This is a genomic window from Aestuariivirga sp. (assembly GCF_046294715.1).
Lineage (GTDB): Bacteria > Pseudomonadota > Alphaproteobacteria > Rhizobiales > Aestuariivirgaceae > Aestuariivirga.
Map to the genome: position 1 here is coordinate 17969 of NZ_JBKBKI010000036.1, position 16675 is coordinate 34643.

The 16675-nt window shown below is 66.4% G+C and carries 15 protein-coding genes; 8 read left to right on the forward strand and 7 right to left on the reverse strand.

Translation table 11 applies throughout. From position 1 onward, the window contains the following. Positions 1 to 11 precede the first annotated feature (11 nt). Positions 12 to 1181 (reverse strand): bifunctional 2-C-methyl-D-erythritol 4-phosphate cytidylyltransferase/2-C-methyl-D-erythritol 2,4-cyclodiphosphate synthase, encoded by a 1170-nt coding sequence (locus tag ACK4HL_RS17875; protein WP_409763247.1) that lies wholly within the window; start codon positions 1179 to 1181, stop codon positions 12 to 14. A gap of 109 nt (positions 1182 to 1290) precedes the next feature. On the opposite strand from ACK4HL_RS17875, the gene dusB reads away from it, so the two are divergent. The 7 genes from dusB to hflX all read left to right on the forward strand — a co-directional run bounded on the left by dusB (position 1291) and on the right by hflX (position 10308). Further along, positions 1291 to 2301 (forward strand): tRNA dihydrouridine synthase DusB, encoded by a 1011-nt coding sequence (gene dusB / locus ACK4HL_RS17880; RefSeq protein WP_409763250.1) that lies wholly within the window; start codon positions 1291 to 1293, stop codon positions 2299 to 2301. Continuing rightward, on the forward strand, positions 2298 to 3446 hold the full coding sequence (locus ACK4HL_RS17885; RefSeq protein WP_409763253.1) for a two-component system sensor histidine kinase NtrB: 1149 nt from the start codon (positions 2298 to 2300) through the stop codon (positions 3444 to 3446). The genes dusB and ACK4HL_RS17885 overlap by 4 nt, the downstream gene beginning before the upstream one ends. Then, on the forward strand, positions 3446 to 4888 hold the full coding sequence (gene ntrC, locus ACK4HL_RS17890) for a nitrogen regulation protein NR(I) (RefSeq protein ID WP_409763256.1): 1443 nt from the start codon (positions 3446 to 3448) through the stop codon (positions 4886 to 4888). The genes ACK4HL_RS17885 and ntrC overlap by 1 nt, the downstream gene beginning before the upstream one ends. A gap of 72 nt (positions 4889 to 4960) precedes the next feature. Then, the gene (locus tag ACK4HL_RS17895; RefSeq protein ID WP_409763259.1) at positions 4961 to 7192 is read left to right on the forward strand and encodes an ATP-binding protein; all 2232 of its coding nucleotides are present in this window, start codon (positions 4961 to 4963) and stop codon (positions 7190 to 7192) included. Between the two features lie 17 nt (positions 7193 to 7209). Beyond that, entirely contained in the window at positions 7210 to 8601 is a 1392-nt protein-coding gene (locus ACK4HL_RS17900) for a sigma-54-dependent transcriptional regulator (RefSeq protein ID WP_409763262.1), read from the forward strand. A gap of 73 nt (positions 8602 to 8674) precedes the next feature. Continuing rightward, a complete protein-coding gene (hfq, locus tag ACK4HL_RS17905) occupies positions 8675 to 8920 on the forward strand; it encodes an RNA chaperone Hfq (protein WP_111198540.1) in 246 nt (81 codons plus the stop codon). 53 nt (positions 8921 to 8973) lie between these two features. Further along, entirely contained in the window at positions 8974 to 10308 is a 1335-nt protein-coding gene (hflX, locus tag ACK4HL_RS17910) for a GTPase HflX (RefSeq protein WP_409763282.1), read from the forward strand. Between the two features lie 2 nt (positions 10309 to 10310). Here the strand turns inward: hflX and mazG are convergent, their stop codons facing one another. Continuing rightward, positions 10311 to 11084: a nucleoside triphosphate pyrophosphohydrolase gene (mazG, locus tag ACK4HL_RS17915; RefSeq protein WP_409763285.1), complete on the reverse strand. Its 774-nt coding sequence runs from the start codon at positions 11082 to 11084 to the stop codon at positions 10311 to 10313. 67 nt (positions 11085 to 11151) lie between these two features. On the opposite strand from mazG, the gene ACK4HL_RS17920 reads away from it, so the two are divergent. Next, positions 11152 to 11886: a class I SAM-dependent methyltransferase gene (locus tag ACK4HL_RS17920; protein WP_409763265.1), complete on the forward strand. Its 735-nt coding sequence runs from the start codon at positions 11152 to 11154 to the stop codon at positions 11884 to 11886. A 31-nt stretch (positions 11887 to 11917) separates the two neighbouring features. Here the strand turns inward: ACK4HL_RS17920 and ACK4HL_RS17925 are convergent, their stop codons facing one another. The 5 genes from ACK4HL_RS17925 to tmk form a co-directional block, all read right to left on the reverse strand. Next, positions 11918 to 12736, reverse strand: a complete 819-nt coding sequence (locus ACK4HL_RS17925) for an MBL fold metallo-hydrolase (RefSeq protein ID WP_409763267.1) — start codon at positions 12734 to 12736, stop codon at positions 11918 to 11920. Further along, on the reverse strand, positions 12733 to 13533 hold the full coding sequence (locus ACK4HL_RS17930; RefSeq protein ID WP_409763288.1) for a TatD family hydrolase: 801 nt from the start codon (positions 13531 to 13533) through the stop codon (positions 12733 to 12735). Before ACK4HL_RS17930 ends, ACK4HL_RS17925 begins: the two co-directional genes overlap by 4 nt. Before the next feature lie 5 nt (positions 13534 to 13538). Beyond that, entirely contained in the window at positions 13539 to 15089 is a 1551-nt protein-coding gene (gene metG, locus ACK4HL_RS17935) for a methionine--tRNA ligase (RefSeq protein WP_409763270.1), read from the reverse strand. 20 nt (positions 15090 to 15109) lie between these two features. Further along, a complete protein-coding gene (locus tag ACK4HL_RS17940) occupies positions 15110 to 16141 on the reverse strand; it encodes a DNA polymerase III subunit delta' (RefSeq protein ID WP_409763273.1) in 1032 nt (343 codons plus the stop codon). Next, positions 16141 to 16675 (reverse strand): dTMP kinase (gene tmk, locus ACK4HL_RS17945; RefSeq protein ID WP_409763276.1); only part of this gene is annotated, 535 nt, incomplete at its 5' end. The genes tmk and ACK4HL_RS17940, both read right to left, overlap by 1 nt.

Here is a 16675-nt window from a genome sequence, read left to right on the forward strand (position 1 = left end):
AAGGGCCTCTCTCACGGCAGCCTCACCGTCACGGTCGCATGGGCCATGATGCCCTCCCTGCGGCCGATGGCGCCGAGCTTCTCCATGGTCGTCGCCTTGATGGCGATGCGCGACGGATCGATATGGAGCAGGGGCGCCAGGAACGCCTTCATCGCCGCCACATGCGGCGCGATCTTGGGCGCCTCCGCCAGGATGGTGATGTCGGCATTGGCGATGATGCCGCGTTTCGCCTCGAGAAGCTCGACGGCGCGGGCGAGAAAGATGCGGGAAGGAGCACCCTTCCATTGCGGCTCGCTCGGCGGGAAGTGGGTTCCGATGTCGCCCTCGCCGATGGTGCCGAGGATGGCGTCGGTCAGCGCGTGCATGGCCACGTCGGCATCCGAGTGGCCCTTGAGGCGCTGCGAGTGGGGAATGGCGATGCCGCAAAGCGTCACCGCGTCACCCGCCTCGAAAGGATGGATGTCGATGCCCTGGCCGACGCGGATGTCGGGCAGGGTCTGCAGCTGGCGCGCCATCATTTCCCTGTCGGCGATCTCGACGTCCTCCGCGGTGGTGAGCTTGCGGTTGTCGATCTGCCCCGGGATGATGGATATGGCAATCCCGGCATGCTCGGCAACCGAGGCGTCGTCAGTCAGGCCTTCGGTGCGCTCGTGTTCCGCCTTGCGGTAGGCGGCCAGGATCGGGCCATAGGCAAAACCCTGCGGCGTCTGGGCCGCCCAGATCGATGCGCGGTCGATGGTTCGGCCCACCATGCCGCCGGGCGCGAATTTCAGCGTCTCCGCCACCGGCATGCCCGGCACGACGGCGGGAAAGCGGTCCAGCCAGGCAACGACGTCTGCGATGAGTGCGTCTGATACGAAGGGCCGTGCGGCGTCGTGCACCAGCACCTTCTCGGGCTTCAGGCGCTCCACCGCCTCGATGCCGATGCGGCAGGACTCCTGGCGCGTGGCGCCGCCGATCACCGGTAGCGGCAGGGCGAGGCCCTTCACGGCCTCCGCGAACATCGCCTCGTGCCCTTCGCCGATCACGGGCTGCACGTGATCGATCGCGGGGTGGTCGAGAAAGGCCCGGCAGGTCCACCAGATTACCGGCCGTCCGCCGATGAGCTGGTATTGCTTCGGCCTTTCGCCCCCTGCGCGCAGGCCGGAGCCACCGGCCACGATCACTGCCGCAACTGTCATGCGGTCGCTCTAGCAAGGGTCGTCCCACCCCGCAACAAAGGCCCTTGACGCAATGCAGCATCGGGGTATCTTGCGCATAAATTAGCCAGTATTGAACTGTGATCAAAAAATGGGCATAAAGATTGGCCCCATAGAAACCCGCAACCGCGTTTTCCTCGCGCCGATGTCCGGCGTTACGGACGAACCCTTCCGGATGACGGCGCATGAGCACGGCGCGGGGTTGGTGGTGAGCGAAATGGTTGCCAGCGAGGAGCTGGTCAATGCCCGGCCTGACATGCTGCGCCGTGCGCTCGGTGCCGAGTCGCTCTCGCCCTTCGTCGTCCAGCTCGCCGGCCGCGAGCCGCGCTGGATGGCGGAAGGGGCCCGCGTCGCCCAGGACATGGGCGCAGACATCATCGACATCAACATGGGCTGCCCGGCGCGCGAGGTCACGGGCGGGCTGTCCGGGTCCGCCCTGATGCGCGATCTCGATCATGCCGAGAAGCTGATCGAGGCGACGGTCGGGGCCGCTTCGGTGCCGGTGACGCTCAAGATGCGGCTGGGCTGGGACCATGGCTCGCTGAACGCCCCCGAGCTGGCGCGGCGGGCGGAAGCGGCAGGCATTGCGCTGGTCACCGTCCACGGCCGCACACGCTGTCAATTCTATGGCGGCAAGGCGGACTGGGCGGCAATCGCCCGGGTGCGCGAGGCGGTTTCGATTCCGCTCATCGCCAATGGCGACGGGAACTCGGTTTCCGATGCACGCGAGATGCTGGCGATATCGGGGGCCGATGGCGTGATGATCGGGCGTGGCGCCTATGGCCGCCCCTGGTGGCCAGGTGTCATCGCCGAGGGCCTCGACCCGGGCTCGGGCATCGCGGAGCCATCGCTTCGCGAGGAGGCCGATATCGCCGCCACCCATCACGATCGGGTGCTGTCCCATCACGGCCATCACCACGGCAACCGCATCGCGCGCAAGCACATCGGCTGGACCATCGCCCGCCTGGTGGAGCGCCACCTCATCGGCGCCGAGGCGGCCGCCGCCTGGCGCGCCACGCTGCTGCGCACCGATGATAACGACGCCGTTCGGCAGGGCCTTCGGGAGCTCTATCTGGCCGCGCAGGACAAGGCCGCGGCATGATCCCGATCGCAACCGGCAAGGCGAACACCGCCCTTGAGGGCCCGCTGGCGCGCGCCGTGGTCGATGCGCTTCCGAACCCGCTGATCGTCATCGACGAGAGCGAACGCATCTGCCTCGCCAATGTCGCCGCCGAAGATTATTTCCAGGTCAGCAGCAACGTGCTGCTGCGCTGCCGCCTCGGCGACCTCGTTCCCTTCTCGAGCCCGGTCTTCGCCGCCGTCGCACAGGCGCGCGCCATCTCAGGCGTGGTCAATGAATATTCCGTCGCCGTCGGCACGCCCCGCCTCGGTGGCGAGCGCCTTGTCGACATCCAGGCGGCGGTGATGGCGGAGGACCCGCGATACGTCATCGTGATGCTGCTCGAACGGTCGATGGCGCTGAAGATCGACCGGCAGCTCACCTCGCGGGGTGCGGCACGTTCGGTTTCCGGCATGGCCACCATGCTGGCGCATGAGATCAAGAACCCGCTGGCGGGGATCAGGGGGGCCGCGCAACTGCTCGAGCCCGCGCTCGGCACGGACGACCGCGCGCTCGCACGATTGATCTGCGAGGAGACCGATCGCATCCGGGACCTCGTGGACCAGATGGAGGTGTTCTCGGACGAGCGGCCGCTCGAGAAGCGGCCGGTGAACATCCACGCCGTGCTGGAGCGCGTGAAGCAGCTCACCCTGGCTGGCATGGGGCAGGGAGTGCACGTGCGAGAAGACTACGATCCCTCACTTCCACCGGTGCTCGGCAACAAGGACCAGCTCGTCCAGGTGTTCCTGAACCTTGCCAAGAATGCGGCCGAGGCCATCCGGCAGAACGGCGAGGCAGGCGAGATCCTGCTCACCACCGCCTTTCGGCCCGGCGTGAGGCTCACCGTGCCGGGGAGCCGCGAACGCATCACGCTGCCGCTCGAGGTCTGCGTGCACGACACAGGCCCCGGCATCCCCGAGGAACTGCGTCCGAACATCTTCGATCCATTCGTCACCACGAAGCCGGGCGGAAGGGGTCTCGGCCTCGCGCTCGTCGCCAAGATCGTGCGCGACCATGGCGGAATCATCGAATGCGTGGGCCGCGAGCGCGGCACCACCTTCCGCGTGCTGCTGCCCATGCTGAAGGGCACGGAAGCGCCGCGCGACAGCGAAGGAGATCATGCCTGATGAGCGGAAAAACGGTCCTGATCGCGGACGACGACAGCGCCATCCGCACGGTCCTGAGCCAGGCGCTGACGCGTGCCGGATACAGCGTGCGCTCGACGGCGACGGCCGCCGCGCTCTGGCGCTGGGTGACGGAAGGCCAAGGCGACGCGGTGGTGACCGACGTGGTGCTTCCGGACGAGAACGCCTTCGACGTGATCCCGCGCATCAAGAAACTGCGGCCGGCGCTCCCGGTGATCGTCATGAGCGCCAAGAACACCATCATGACGGCGATCACGGCAGCCGAGCGCGGCGCCTATGACTATCTGCCGAAGCCCTTCGACCTGAACCAGCTCGTCCACACGGTGGGCCGCGCGCTCGAGCAGTCGCAGCGCCCCGCCGCCGCGAATGGCGCCGCCGCGGGCGAGTCGCTCCCCATCGTCGGGCGCTCGCCCGCCATGCAGGAGATCTACCGTATCATCGCCAGGCTCACCCAGACCGACCTCACGGTGATGATCGTGGGCGAATCCGGCACCGGCAAGGAGCTCGTCGCACGCGCGCTGCATGACTACGGCCGGCGGCGAAAGGGGCCCTTCGTCGCCGTCAACATGGCGGCGATCCCGCGTGAACTCATCGAATCCGAGCTCTTCGGCCACGAGAAGGGGGCCTTCACCGGCGCCACGTCGCGGATGGCCGGCCGCTTCGAGCAGGCAGAGGGCGGCACGCTGTTCCTCGACGAGATCGGCGACATGCCGCTCGAGGCCCAGACGCGGCTGCTCCGCGTGTTGCAGCAGGGCGAATACACCACGGTCGGCGGCAATGCGCCGATCAAGACCAATGTCCGGATCATCACTGCCACCCACAGGGATCTGAGGCAGCTCATCGGCCAGGGCAGCTTCCGGGAGGATCTCTTCTACCGCCTCAACGTCGTGCCGCTGCGGCTTCCTCCCCTGCGTGAGCGCGCCGAGGACATTCCGGATCTGGTGCGCCATTTCCTCACCCAGGCGGTCCGCGAAGGCCTGCCCCGGAAGGAGCTGACGCGCGAGGCGGTGGAGCGGCTGCAGCAGCATCGCTGGCCCGGCAACGTGCGCGAACTCGAGAACCTGCTGAGGCGCCTCGTGGCGATCGAGATCGAGGATACCATCACGCCCCCGGCCATCGAGCGCGAACTGGCAAGCGTCCCCTTGCAGGCGCCCGTGCAGCCCCAGGATTTCACCGGCACCAGCCTGCCGGAGTTCATGGAGAATTATCTCTCGCGCTATTTTGCGAGCTTCGGCAATGGCTTGCCGCCTCCTGGCCTATATGATCGCATCCTCGCCGAAGTCGAACCTGCGCTGCTCCGGGCGGTGCTGGCCGCGACATCGGGCAACCAGCTGCGCGCAGCCGAGCTCCTCGGCATCAACCGCAATACGCTGCGCGTCAAGCTGCGGGATCGCCAGGTGAAGGTCATCCGAGGCATTGGCTGACCGGACGGCACTGTCGCACGAATGCCACATTTAGTGTTGATTTCGGGCAACAGGTTCTGCTGAACAGGTTGTATGATCGAACGCTCACATCTCCGGCTGTTTGACCGGCTGCGCCGTTTCACGGGCGTGGCGGGATTCGCGCTGGTGGTGGCGGGCGTTGTCTGCGGGCTCGCCACCTTCGCCATCCTCACCGGCATGACGCCGATCCGGCCGACGAGCGAAAGCACCATCCTGCTCATCATCCTGAACGGCGTGGTGCTGATGGTGATGGCGCTGCTCGTCATCGGGCAGCTCATCTTCCTGTTCATCGAGAAGCGGCGTGGAACGCCCGGAGCCTCGCTCCATCTGCGCCTCGTCTCGCTGTTCAGCGTGATCGCCGTCGTCCCGGCCATCATCGTCGCGGTTTTCGCCAGCGTGACGCTCAACCGCGGCCTCGATGCCTGGTTCTCGCTCAGAACGCGGGCCATCGTGGATTCGGCGGTCAACGTCGCGGAATCCTACGTGCGCGACCACGCCGAGGCGGTGCGCAACGACGTGGTGCAGATCTCGAACGATCTTTCCCAGCAGAGAGACATGTTCGAATCCGACCGGCCAAGCTTCGTGCGCCGCCTGGCGCGCCACGCAGCGCTCCACGGGTTGCCGGCCGCCTTCATCTTCGATCCCAGCCGCCAGCCGGGCGGTGAGCAGGAGTTCGACGCCCGGGTCGTCGCCAACGACCGCATCGACTTCTTCCCGCCGAGCGAGTCGGCGTTGGCGCGGGCCGAAAAGGGCGATCTCGTGGTGATCCAGCCGGGCAGGGGCGGCAATGTCGTGCGCGCCCTCATCAAGCTGCAGAACTTTCCCAGCTCCTTCCTGATGGTCTATCGCGTCATCAATCCTTCGGTGCTCGACCAGCTGCAGAAGACGCGCGAGGCCAAGCAGGAATACGACACGCTGATGTCGCAGCGGCTCGGTGTTCAGGTCACCTTCGGCATGATGTATGCGCTGGTGGGCTTCATCTTCCTCTTGGCGGCCATCTGGGTGGGCCTGTGGTTCGCCGACAAGGTGGTGGCGCCGGTGGTGCGCCTTCTCGATGCCGCCCGCCGCGTCTCGGGCGGCGAGCTCGATGCCAAGGTCTCGGTGGTGGAAGGTCCGGACGACCTCCAGACGCTTTCCAACACCTTCAACCTGATGACCGATCACCTCAAGCAGCAGCGTGACGACCTCGTGGCGGCGAGCGAGGCGATCGACGCACGCCGCCGCTTCACGGAGGCGATGCTGGCGGGCGTCAGCGCCGGCGTGATCGGCATCGACCCGACGGGCCGCGTTTCGCTCGTCAACCGCTCGGCACTGCTGCTGCTTGGGCGGAGCGGCGATGAGCTGATCGGCCAACCCGCCGAAATCGTGCTTTCGCCCTTCCTCCCGATCTTCGAACTCGCCCTCAGCCGGCCTTCGGGCTTTGCCGAAGGCCAGGTCGACATCGACCGGAAGGGCGACAGCCGCAGCCTGTTCGCGCGTGTCACCACGGAAAGCTCGGAAGATGCCTCGCACGGTCACGTCCTGACGTTCGACGACATCACCGACCTCGTTTCCGCCCAGCGCAACTCGGCCTGGGCCGACATCGCGCGCCGCATCGCGCACGAGATCAAGAACCCGCTGACGCCGATTCAGCTGTCTGCCGAGCGGCTCAAGCGCAAGTATGGCGGCCAGATCCAGACGGACAAGCACGTCTTCGACCAGTGCACCGACACCATCATCCGCCAGGTTGGCGATATCGGCCGCATGGTGGACGAATTCTCCTCCTTCGCCCGCATGCCCAAGGCCGTGCCGGAGCCCCAGGATCTCGCCGCCATCGTGCGCGAGGCGACCGTTCTGCAGCGCGTCTCATCTTCGGACATCGACATCGAGCTCGACGTCAGCAATGGCGAGTTCGTGTTTCCGTTCGACCGCCGCCTCATCACGCAGGCGATCACCAATCTCGTCAAGAATGCGCGCGAGTCGATCGAAACGCGGCTGCAGCAGCACCCCCGGCCGCGCGGCCATATCGGGGTTGTCGCCGGGGTTGCGGAGGGCCATCCCTTCATCAGCGTGACGGACAATGGCATCGGCTTGCCGCGCGAGAACCGTCACCGCCTGGCCGAGCCCTACATGACGACGCGCGAGAAGGGCACCGGCCTTGGCCTTGCCATCGTCAAGCGCATCATGGAGGAACATGGGGGGCGGCTGATCCTCGAGGATGCGCCGGTGGTGGAAGGCGGAATACAGGGCGCGAGGGTCATCCTCCAGTTCGAGAAACTCGCCGTGCGCAGCAGCGCGGCGGAATGAGAGTGCGGGAAAGCTGAATGGCAGCTGACATTCTGATCATCGACGACGAGGCCGATATCCGGGAGCTCATAGCCGGCATCCTGGAGGACGAGGGCTACGAAACGCGGCTCGCGCACAACAGCGACGCGGCACTTGCCGAAATCGCGCAGCGCAGGCCATCTCTCATCATCCTGGACATTTGGCTGATGGGCTCGAAGCTCGACGGCCTCGATCTCCTGAACATCATCAAGGAGAAGCACCCAGAGGTTCCAGTCATCATCATCTCGGGCCACGGCAACATCGAAACCGCGGTCGCCGCCATCAAGCGGGGGGCCTACGAATACATCGAGAAGCCCTTCAAGGCGGACAGGCTCATCCTCGTGGTCGGCCGCGCGCTCGAGACGTCGCGGCTGAAGCGCGAGAACGAGGAGCTCAAGGGCAGGGCAGGTGCCGATGCGGAGCTCCTCGGCACCTCGCCGGCCATGCGGCAGCTTCGCCAGCTCCTGAAACGCATCGCTCCCTCGAACAGCCGCGTGCTGATCACCGGCCCCATGGGTTCCGGCAAGGAGCTTGCCGCGCGCACGCTCCACGCCATGTCGCTCCGCGCCGCAGGGCCCTTCGTGACGCTGAGTGCGGCCACCATGGCGCCCGAGCGCATGGAGGAGGAACTCTTCGGCGTCGAGGATGGCAGCGGCGCCACGCGCCGCGTAGGCGCCCTCGAGGAGGCTCATGGCGGCACCCTCTACATAGACGAGCTTTCCGACATGCCCCTCGAAACCCAGGGCAAGGTGTTGCGCGTGCTGGTCGACCAGACCTTCCAGCGCGTGGGCGGTGCCAAGAAGGTGAAGGTGGACATCCGCGTCGTCTCTTCCACCAGCCGCGACCTTACCGGACTGATCGGTGTTGGCCGCTTCCGGGAGGACCTCTATCACAGGCTCAGCGTGGTGCCGGTCCAGGTGCCGAGCCTGTCCGAGAGGCGGGAGGACATCCCCGAACTCATCGCCCATTTCGCCCGGAGCTATTCTTCCGCTTCCGGCCAGCCCCTCCGGCGCTTCGCGGAGGACGCGATCGCCGTGCTCCAGACACGCGAGTGGGCCGGCAACGTCCGCGAACTGCGCAACAATGTGGAGCGGATCCTGATCCTCGCAGGTGGCGATGCCGCCGGTGAGGTCACGGCAGCCATGCTTCCCTCCGACACCGGGGGATCCGGCACGGTCTCCGCAACCTTCGGGATCGAGCATCTGCTGGTTCATCCGCTCCGCGAGGCCCGGGAAGCCTTCGAGCGCGATTACATCACCGCCCAGCTCGGAAGGTTCGGTGGGAACATTTCAAGGACCGCCCAATTCATTGGTATGGAGCGGTCCGCCCTGCACAGGAAAATCAAGCTTCTCGGCCTTGCAGGCCGGCATGAAGAAGACACGGAAGTGTGAAATTTTCACACCGCGCGTTTCGTGTTAGCCTGAACACCGCCGAACGGCCCAGCCAGAACAAGAGAACAGTAAAATGGCCCAAGAAAAACAGCAGAACCTGCAAGACACCTTCCTCAATCACGTGCGCAAGCAGAAGATCCCGGTGACCGTCTTTCTGGTCAACGGCGTGAAGCTTCAGGGCGTCATCACCTGGTTCGATAATTTCTGCGTTCTGCTGCGCCGCGACGGCATGTCCCAGCTGGTTTACAAGCATGCCATTTCGACGATCATGCCCGGCGGTCCGATCAGTCTCTTCGATGAGGAGCAGGCGGGCGGTTGAAAACGGCCAGAAAGCAGGGATCCGCCAAGGCGGGCGGCGGCGTCGACTTCCAGATCGAAGGCCCCAAGGTCACCCGCGCCATCGTCCTGCATGTCGACCGGCGGGATCGCAGCGCGCCGCCGAGTTCCGAGCGTGCCGCCGAGGCACGGCTTGAGGAGGCCGTGGGCCTTGCCTTGGCCATCGATCTCGAGATCGCGGACCGTATCATCGCACCCGTGACGGCCCCCAGGCCCTCGACTCTGATCGGCTCAGGCAAGGTCGCCGAAATTGCGGAGCGAGTGAAGGTGACCGAGGCTGAACTGGTCGTCGTCAACGCACAGTTGTCCCCAATCCAGCAGCGCAACCTGGAAAAGGAGTGGGGCTCGAAGGTACTGGACCGCACGGGCCTCATCCTCGAAATTTTCGGCCGGCGCGCCTCGACGCGCGAGGGCACGCTGCAGGTCGAGCTGGCACATTTGCAGTATCAGAAGAGCCGCCTCGTCCGCTCATGGACCCATCTGGAGCGACAGCGGGGCGGCTTCGGCTTCCTTGGCGGCCCCGGCGAAAGCCAGCTCGAGGCCGACCGCCGCATCATCCAGGAGCGTATAAACCGCATCGAAAAACAACTTGAATCCGTCGTCAAGACGCGCGCATTGCATCGCAAGGGCAGGGCGCGCGTGCCTTACCCGGTGATCGCCCTCGTGGGTTACACCAACGCCGGAAAGTCCACGCTCTTCAATCGCCTGAGCGGGGCGGGGGTGCTGGCCAAGGACCTGCTGTTCGCCACGCTCGACCCCACCATGCGGGTGATCGAACTTCCGCACGGCCGCAAGGTGATCATCTCGGACACGGTCGGATTCATCTCGGACCTGCCGACATCGCTCATCGCCGCATTCCGGGCGACGCTCGAAGAGGTGCTCTCGGCCGACGTGATCCTGCATGTCCGCGACGTCGCGCATGCGGATGCCGAGGCACAGGCCGAAGATGTGGACAGGGTGCTGGAAGAGCTCGGAATCGACGAGCTCCGCCGCTCTCATATCATCGAAGTCTGGAACAAGCTCGACCTGCTGCCCGCCGAGGAGCGCGCGGCACGGGAAGCGCAGGCGCTTCGAAAGCCAGGCTGCGTGCTCGTTTCCGCCGTGACGGGCGAGGGGCTGCCGGCGCTTCTCGAGTTGGTCGAGGGCCGGCTCGGGGCCGCCGACACCGTCTACGAAATCCTGCTCGATCCGGAGGACGGTCAGGGCCAGGCCTGGCTCCACGACCGCGGCGAGGTGCTTAGCCGCCGGAACTACGAGGATGGGCGCATCCTGATGAAGGTGCGGCTCGGCTCGGACCGGGCCGGACAGGCGCAGGCGCGCTTCGGCAACGCCATGAAGCTCCTGGGCCAGCGTCGGGCGGCGGCGGAATAGGCTTATTTGCCGAGGCGCTTGGCCTCGTTCCAGAGCGCGTCCATTTCTTCCAGCCCCGAATCGCGGGGTTCCTTGCCGGCTTCGGCAAGCCTGGCCTCGATGTGGGCGAAGCGACGCTCGAACTTGGCGTTGGCGGAGCGCAGCGCCGCCTCCGGGTCGATGCCAAGATGCCGGGCGACATTGGCCATGGCGAAGAGCAGGTCGCCATATTCCTCGGCCTTCTTCTCCTCCGGGGCCGTGCGGAACTCCGCCACTTCCTCGGCGATCTTGTCATAGACGTTCTCGACCGAGGGCCAGTCGAAGCCTACCTTGGCCGCCCGAGCCTGGAGCTTCACGGCGCGGGTGAGGCCGGGGAGGGCGGCGGGAATGCCCGCGAGCGCGCCCTGCTTCGGCCCTTCCTTCCGCTCCCTTGCCTTCATGTCCTCCCAGAACCCCTTGGCGAGCGTCGCCGAGCGCGCCTCGTCGTCGCCGAACACGTGGGGGTGCCGCCGGATCATCTTGGTGTTCACCGCCTCGATCACGTCGTCGAAGGTGAAGCTTCCTTCCTCGTCCGCCATCTGCGCGTGATAGACCGCCTGGAGCAGAAGGTCGCCAAGTTCCTCGCATAGCTCGGCGCGCGAACCGTTCTCGATGGCGTCCGCCACCTCATAGGCCTCCTCGATCGTGTAGGGTGCGATCGTCTCGAAGGTCTGCTCGAGGTCCCAGGGGCAGCCGGTCACGGGTGTCCTGAGCGCCCTCATGATGGCACGCAGCGTCCCGATCTTGCGGGGGTCCATGTCGGCGGGGTTCTGGCTCATGGGGCAGGCACTAGCCCATCCGGCGCGAAAGGGCTACCGGGAGAAAATGCAGGACAGGCTCTTCGAAGACCCGGAACTCGTCCAGTTCTATGATGCCGAGAATGGCTGGGGCGACGACACCCGCTATTGCCTCGCGCTTGCGGAGGGCGCCCGTAGCGTTCTGGACCTGGGCTGCGGCACGGGGCTGCTTGCTGCCGCCCTGGGCGGCTCGCGCGACGTCTGGGGCGTAGATCCGGCCGCCGCCATGCTCCAGGTGGCCCGCCACCGGGAGGGCGGCTCCGCGGTGACATGGGTGGAAGCCGATGCGCGCAGCGTTCGCCTGGGGCGCCGCTTCGAGTTGATCGTGCTGACCGGCCATGCCTTCCAGTGCTTCCTGACCGATGACGACCAGCGCGCGCTCTGCGCAACCATCCGCGCCCACCTCGAACCCGGTGGCCGCTTCATCTTCGATAGCCGCAACCCGGCGCTGGAGGAGTGGCGAGAGTGGGTTCCGGACCGGTCGCTGAGGACCATCGTTCTGCCGGGGATAGGGCGGGTGTCTGCCTGGAATGACGTGAGCTTCGATCCTGAAACCGAAGTGGCGAGCTATGACACTGTCTATCGCAACGACGAGGGACGCCTTTGGACGGCAACGTCCCGCATCCGTTTTGCAACGAAAAACAACATCCACCGCGCCATCGTCAGCGCGGACCTCGGCGTCGCCCAGTGGCTCGGCGATTGGCAGGGAACGGCTTGGTCGCCGGAGGCGCGGGAGATCATCGCGCTGGGCGGCCACGCTTGAACATCAGGTGCATTGATTCGCATAATATATATTATGGAATATTTTGTGCATCCTCGGGGAAGTCCAGTTCGAGGCCGTCATGGGCCGGCACCACGCCCTCCGGCAGCTCGCGAGTCAGCGTCTCGTAGTCGAGGTCGACGTGCATGTTGGTGATGACGGCGCGCTTCGGCTTCATGCGCGAAATCCATTCCAGCGTCTGGGCCAGGCACCAGTGACTGGGATGGCGGCTGCGGCGCAGCCCGTCCACGATCCAAAGATCGAGGTTTTCCAAGGCCTTGAGGCTGTCATCGGGCACGCCGTCGATGTCCGGCGTATAGGCCATGGCGCCGATCCGGAAGCCCAGCGCGTCGATGGTGCCGTGGTGGACATGGAACGGCAGCGCCGTGATGCCGCCACCCAAGCCATTGATCTCAATGGGCTTTCCAGCTTGCATCGGGTTCAGCTGGATGATCGGCGGATAGTCGCTGCCGGGGGCGGTGTAAAAACAATAGGCAAAACGGGTGGTTAGCATGCGGCCCGTGGCGTCGTCGGCCCAAACGGGCACGCGCTGGCGCTTCATCAGGTAGAAGGCGCGCAGATCGTCGATGCCGTGGGTGTGGTCGGCATGCTCATGAGTGAAGAGAACGGCGTCGAGGTCGCTCACGCCGGAGCTCAGCATCTGCTCACGGAGATCGGGCGAAGTGTCTACAAGTACACAGGTTTTTCCCTGCGGGCCGGAGCGCGTGACGAGCACCGAACAGCGCCTGCGGCGGTTCCTCGGGTTGGCGGGATCGCACTTTCCCCAGTCATTGCCGATGCGCGGGACGCCGGCGGAGGAGCCGCAGCCGAGTATCGTGACGCTCATGCTCATGCACGCGAACCGTAGCGAAGTGGACGCGGAATCTTGCCAAAAAGTTGGAAAAAGTTGTCATTCGTGATGCGCGCCATGTCGTCGGCAGACATGCCCCTCACCCGCGCCAGCGTCTCGAGCGTCTTGACCACGTAGGCCGGCTCATTCGTCTTGCCGCGGTACGGCACCGGGGCGAGATAGGGAGAGTCCGTCTCGACGATGATGCGGTCGAGCGGAAGGGCGGCGGCGGTCTGGCGGATGTCCTCCGCCGACTTGTAGGTGAGGATGCCGGAGAAGGAGACGTAGCCGCCAAGCGCCACGGCCGCCTCGGCGAGTTCCCGCCGCGAGGTGAAGCAGTGGAGCAAGGGCGTGAAGGCGCCCTTCCCCATCTCCTCCCGCAGGATCGCGATGGTGTCGTCCTCGGCCTCGCGGCTGTGGATGACGAGCGGCAGGCCTGTCAGCCGGGCGGCCTCGATGTGAACGCGGAAACCCTGGGCCTGGGCCTCGCGCGGGCTGAAATCATAATGATAGTCGAGGCCGACCTCACCGATGCCGACGCATTTGGGGTGCTGGGCCAGTTCCGCGAGCTCCCGGGCGGTCACCTCCAGCTCCTCGTGCGCGTTGTGAGGATGCGTGCCTACGGTGCAGAAAACATTGGGATTTTCTTCCGCGATGCGGCGCAGGTTGGCGAACCTCCGCACCCGCGATGAAATCGACACCAGAAGCCCGACGCCAGCCGCCTCGGCGCGCGCCAGCACGGCGGGCAGGCTCTCTTCCATCCCCTCGAAATCGAGATGGCAGTGACTGTCGACGACCAGCATGCTCACGCCTTCGCCGGTTCTTCTTCTTCGACGTAGCGGGGGAAGATGGGCTGCGGTGCGGGAAGCGGCGTTCCGGCGACGAGCCGCCTGCCGAGATCGGCGAAGCTCCGCTGGCCTTCCGGCACGGCGAGAAGTCCGAGCAGCTTCGCGGCGGAGGCGGGCACATAGGGCTGGGCCAGCGTGCCGATGATGCGGAGCACCTCCGCCGTGACATAGAGGACCGTCTCCATGCGGGCGGGATCGGTCTTCTTCAGCGCCCAGGGCTCCTGCCCGGCGAAATAGCGGTTCGCTTCGGCCACCACGCGCCAGATGGCATCGAGCGCCTTGTTGATGGCGTAGGCCTCGTGCGCGGCGCGGGCCTCGGCGTGGATGCCGTCGGCGGCGGCGAGGATCTCCCGGTCGGCCTCGGAGAGCTCACCGCAGGCGGGAACCTTGCCGCCGCAGTTCTTGGCGATCATCGAGAGCGAGCGCTGGGCGAGATTGCCGAGGTCGTTGGCGAGATCGGCGTTGATGCGGTTGACGATGGCCTCGTGGCTGTAGTTTCCGTCCTGGCCGAAGGGCACCTCGCGCAGGAAGAAATAGCGCGTCTGGTCGACGCCGTAGGTGCGGACGAGATCGCCAGGCGCCACGACGTTGCCGACCGACTTCGACATCTTCTCGCCGCGGCTGAACAGGAAGCCGTGCACGATGATCTGCTCCGGCACGGGAAGCCCGGCGGAGAGCAGGAAGGCCGGCCAGTAGATGGCGTGAAAGCGCGTGATGTCCTTGCCGATGACATGGGCCGAGGCCGGCCAGAAGCCGGCGCGGGGGGCGTTGGTATCCGGGAAACCGGTGGCAGAGAGATAGTTGGTGAGCGCGTCCACCCAGACATACATCACGTGCTTCGGATCGTCCGGCACGGGGATGCCCCAGTCGAAGGTGGTGCGCGAGACCGAGAGATCGTTGAGCCCGCGCTTCACGAAGGCCACGATCTCGTTGCGGTAATGCTCCGGCGTCACGAATTCCGGGCGGCGCTCATAGAGCTCCAGCAGCTTGCCGGCATAGGCGGAGAGGCGGAAGAAATAACTCTCCTCCTCCACCCATTCGACGGGCGTGCCGGTCTTGAGCGAAAAGCGCCTGCCGTCGCGCTCCTCGATCTCGTCCTCGCCGTAATAGGCCTCGTCTCGCACCGAGTACCAGCCGGAGTACTTGGACAGGTAGATGTCGCCATTGGCGGCCATGCGGCGCCAGACCTCCTGCACCGAAATCCTGTGGCGCTCCTGCGTGGTGCGCAGGATATCGTCCGCCCTGGCGTTCAGATCCTCGCCCATCTGCTCGAACTGGGCGGCGGTGCGGTCGGCGAGCTGAAGCGGCGTCAGTCCCTCGCGCGCCGCCGTCTGCTGCATCTTCTGGCCGTGCTCGTCCATGCCGGTGACGAACAGCACGTCGTAGCCGTCGAGCCGCTTGAAGCGGGCGATGGCGTCGGTGGCGATGCGCTCATAGGCATGCCCGATGTGCGGCGCGCCATTGGCGTAGGGAATGGCCGTGGTGATGTAGAATTTCGGTTTCGACATGTAGCGACAATCAAAAGGGTTCAGGAGGCCTTCAGAGCCTCTTCGAGGCGCATCAGCGCATCGGTGACCGTCTGGCGGCGGTCGAGGTTTAGGGCATCCGCCTGCCGGAGGGAAGAGTTGATGTCGTCGTGGGCGGCGGCGAGCGCCTCCCCCCTTCCCGCGAAAGCCGCGGCGCGCGCCTGTTCGCCCACCCAGCCAAGGAGGAGGTCGATAAAGATGTAATAGTCCTCCGCCGCCTCGCGGCCGGAGAAGACGGCGGCGATCTCGACGGCGGTCGCGGGCGAGATCTTGGAACGCCGGAGGAACTCGGCGAAGGCGGCCGCACCCTTGGAGCCGATCAGTTCCATGGCCCGGCCGGGACTTCCGCGCGACAGGTCCGCCGCCTGGCGGAGCGCCCCCTCCTCCGCCTCGACCGCGCCCGGAGCGAGGCCGCGCAGCACCTCGACCGTCTCCGCGGCGCTCAGGGGCTCGAGCGGCAGGTGCAGGCAGCGCGAGCGGATGGTGCGGAGCAGCCTCCCCGGCTGGTGGCAGACGATGAGGAAGATCGAGCGTTTCGGCGGCTCCTCGATGAGCTTCAGAAGGGCATTGGCGGAGGCCGCGTTGAGCTCGTCCGCCGGGTCCACGATGGCGATGCGCCAGCCGCCGGCGCCCGCCGTCTGGCCGAAGAAGCCCTGCGCCAGGCGCGCGTCGTCGACGGCGATTTCGGTCTTGAGGCGCCTGTTGCGCGCGTCCACGGCGCGCTCGATGACGAGGAGATCGGGGTGGGCGGCCGAGGCCACGAGATGGAAGGCCTTCGCCTCGGGCGCGACGTGGAGCGAGTTGTGCGCCCTCGCCTGCTCCGCGCCCGGCGCGTTGAGCAGGAACCTGGCAAAGCGGTAGGCGAGCGTCGCCTTGCCGATGCCGCGCGGGCCCGAGATGAGCCAGGCGTGATGCAGCCTGCCGGACTGATGCGCCTGCAGGAGATGCGCCTCCGCGGCCCGGTGACCCACGAGATTGACGGCGCGGCGCGGATGCCACGCGACGTCGCGCGGGTCGCTGAACTCCTCCGCCATCACAGCACTCCGCCGAGGATGGACCAGACGTCGGCGGCGACCGCATCGAGATCCTGCGAGGCGTCGACGAGGCGGCAACGCTTCGGGTCGCGCCGGAGAATGTCGAGGAAGCCCTCGCGCAGGGTCATGTGGAAGGCGAGACCCTTCCGCTCGTAGCGGTCCTCGGTGAGCGCATCGCCGCGCGCCTTCGCCCGGGCGAGGCCGAGGGCGGGATCGAGATCGAAGATCAGCGTCAGATCGGGCCGCGTCGGGCCGACGACGGCCTTCTCCAGCGCGTCGATGAAGGCGAGCTCGCAGCCGCCGGCATAGCCCTGGTAGGCGCGGGTGGAATCCATGAACCGGTCGCAGAGGACGATCTTGCCGGCGGCGAGCGCGGGGCGGATCACCTCCTCGAGGTGCTGCTCGCGCGCGGCATAGTTCAGCAGGGCCTCGGCCCTGGGCGTCCAGCGCGCGACGTCTCCGGAGACGAGGAGCGCGCGCACCACCTCCGCCTCCCGCGTGCCACCCGGCTCGCGCGTGAGGAGGACGGCGCGC

Bases quoted from the DNA above. Each gene is read 5' to 3' on its own strand.
- ACK4HL_RS17875 (WP_409763247.1), bottom strand. From the start codon at position 1,181: ATGACAGTTGCGGCAGTGATCGTGGCCGGTGGCTCCGGCCTGCGCGCA.
- dusB (WP_409763250.1), top strand. From the start codon at position 1,291: ATGGGCATAAAGATTGGCCCCATAGAAACCCGCAACCGCGTTTTCCTC.
- ACK4HL_RS17885 (WP_409763253.1), top strand. From the start codon at position 2,298: ATGATCCCGATCGCAACCGGCAAGGCGAACACCGCCCTTGAGGGCCCG.
- ntrC (WP_409763256.1), top strand. From the start codon at position 3,446: ATGAGCGGAAAAACGGTCCTGATCGCGGACGACGACAGCGCCATCCGC.
- ACK4HL_RS17895 (WP_409763259.1), top strand. From the start codon at position 4,961: ATGATCGAACGCTCACATCTCCGGCTGTTTGACCGGCTGCGCCGTTTC.
- ACK4HL_RS17900 (WP_409763262.1), top strand. From the start codon at position 7,210: ATGGCAGCTGACATTCTGATCATCGACGACGAGGCCGATATCCGGGAG.
- hfq (WP_111198540.1), top strand. From the start codon at position 8,675: ATGGCCCAAGAAAAACAGCAGAACCTGCAAGACACCTTCCTCAATCAC.
- mazG (WP_409763285.1), bottom strand. From the start codon at position 11,084: ATGGACCCCCGCAAGATCGGGACGCTGCGTGCCATCATGAGGGCGCTC.
- ACK4HL_RS17920 (WP_409763265.1), top strand. From the start codon at position 11,152: ATGCAGGACAGGCTCTTCGAAGACCCGGAACTCGTCCAGTTCTATGAT.
- ACK4HL_RS17925 (WP_409763267.1), bottom strand. From the start codon at position 12,736: ATGAGCATGAGCGTCACGATACTCGGCTGCGGCTCCTCCGCCGGCGTC.
- metG (WP_409763270.1), bottom strand. From the start codon at position 15,089: ATGTCGAAACCGAAATTCTACATCACCACGGCCATTCCCTACGCCAAT.
- ACK4HL_RS17940 (WP_409763273.1), bottom strand. From the start codon at position 16,141: ATGGCGGAGGAGTTCAGCGACCCGCGCGACGTCGCGTGGCATCCGCGC.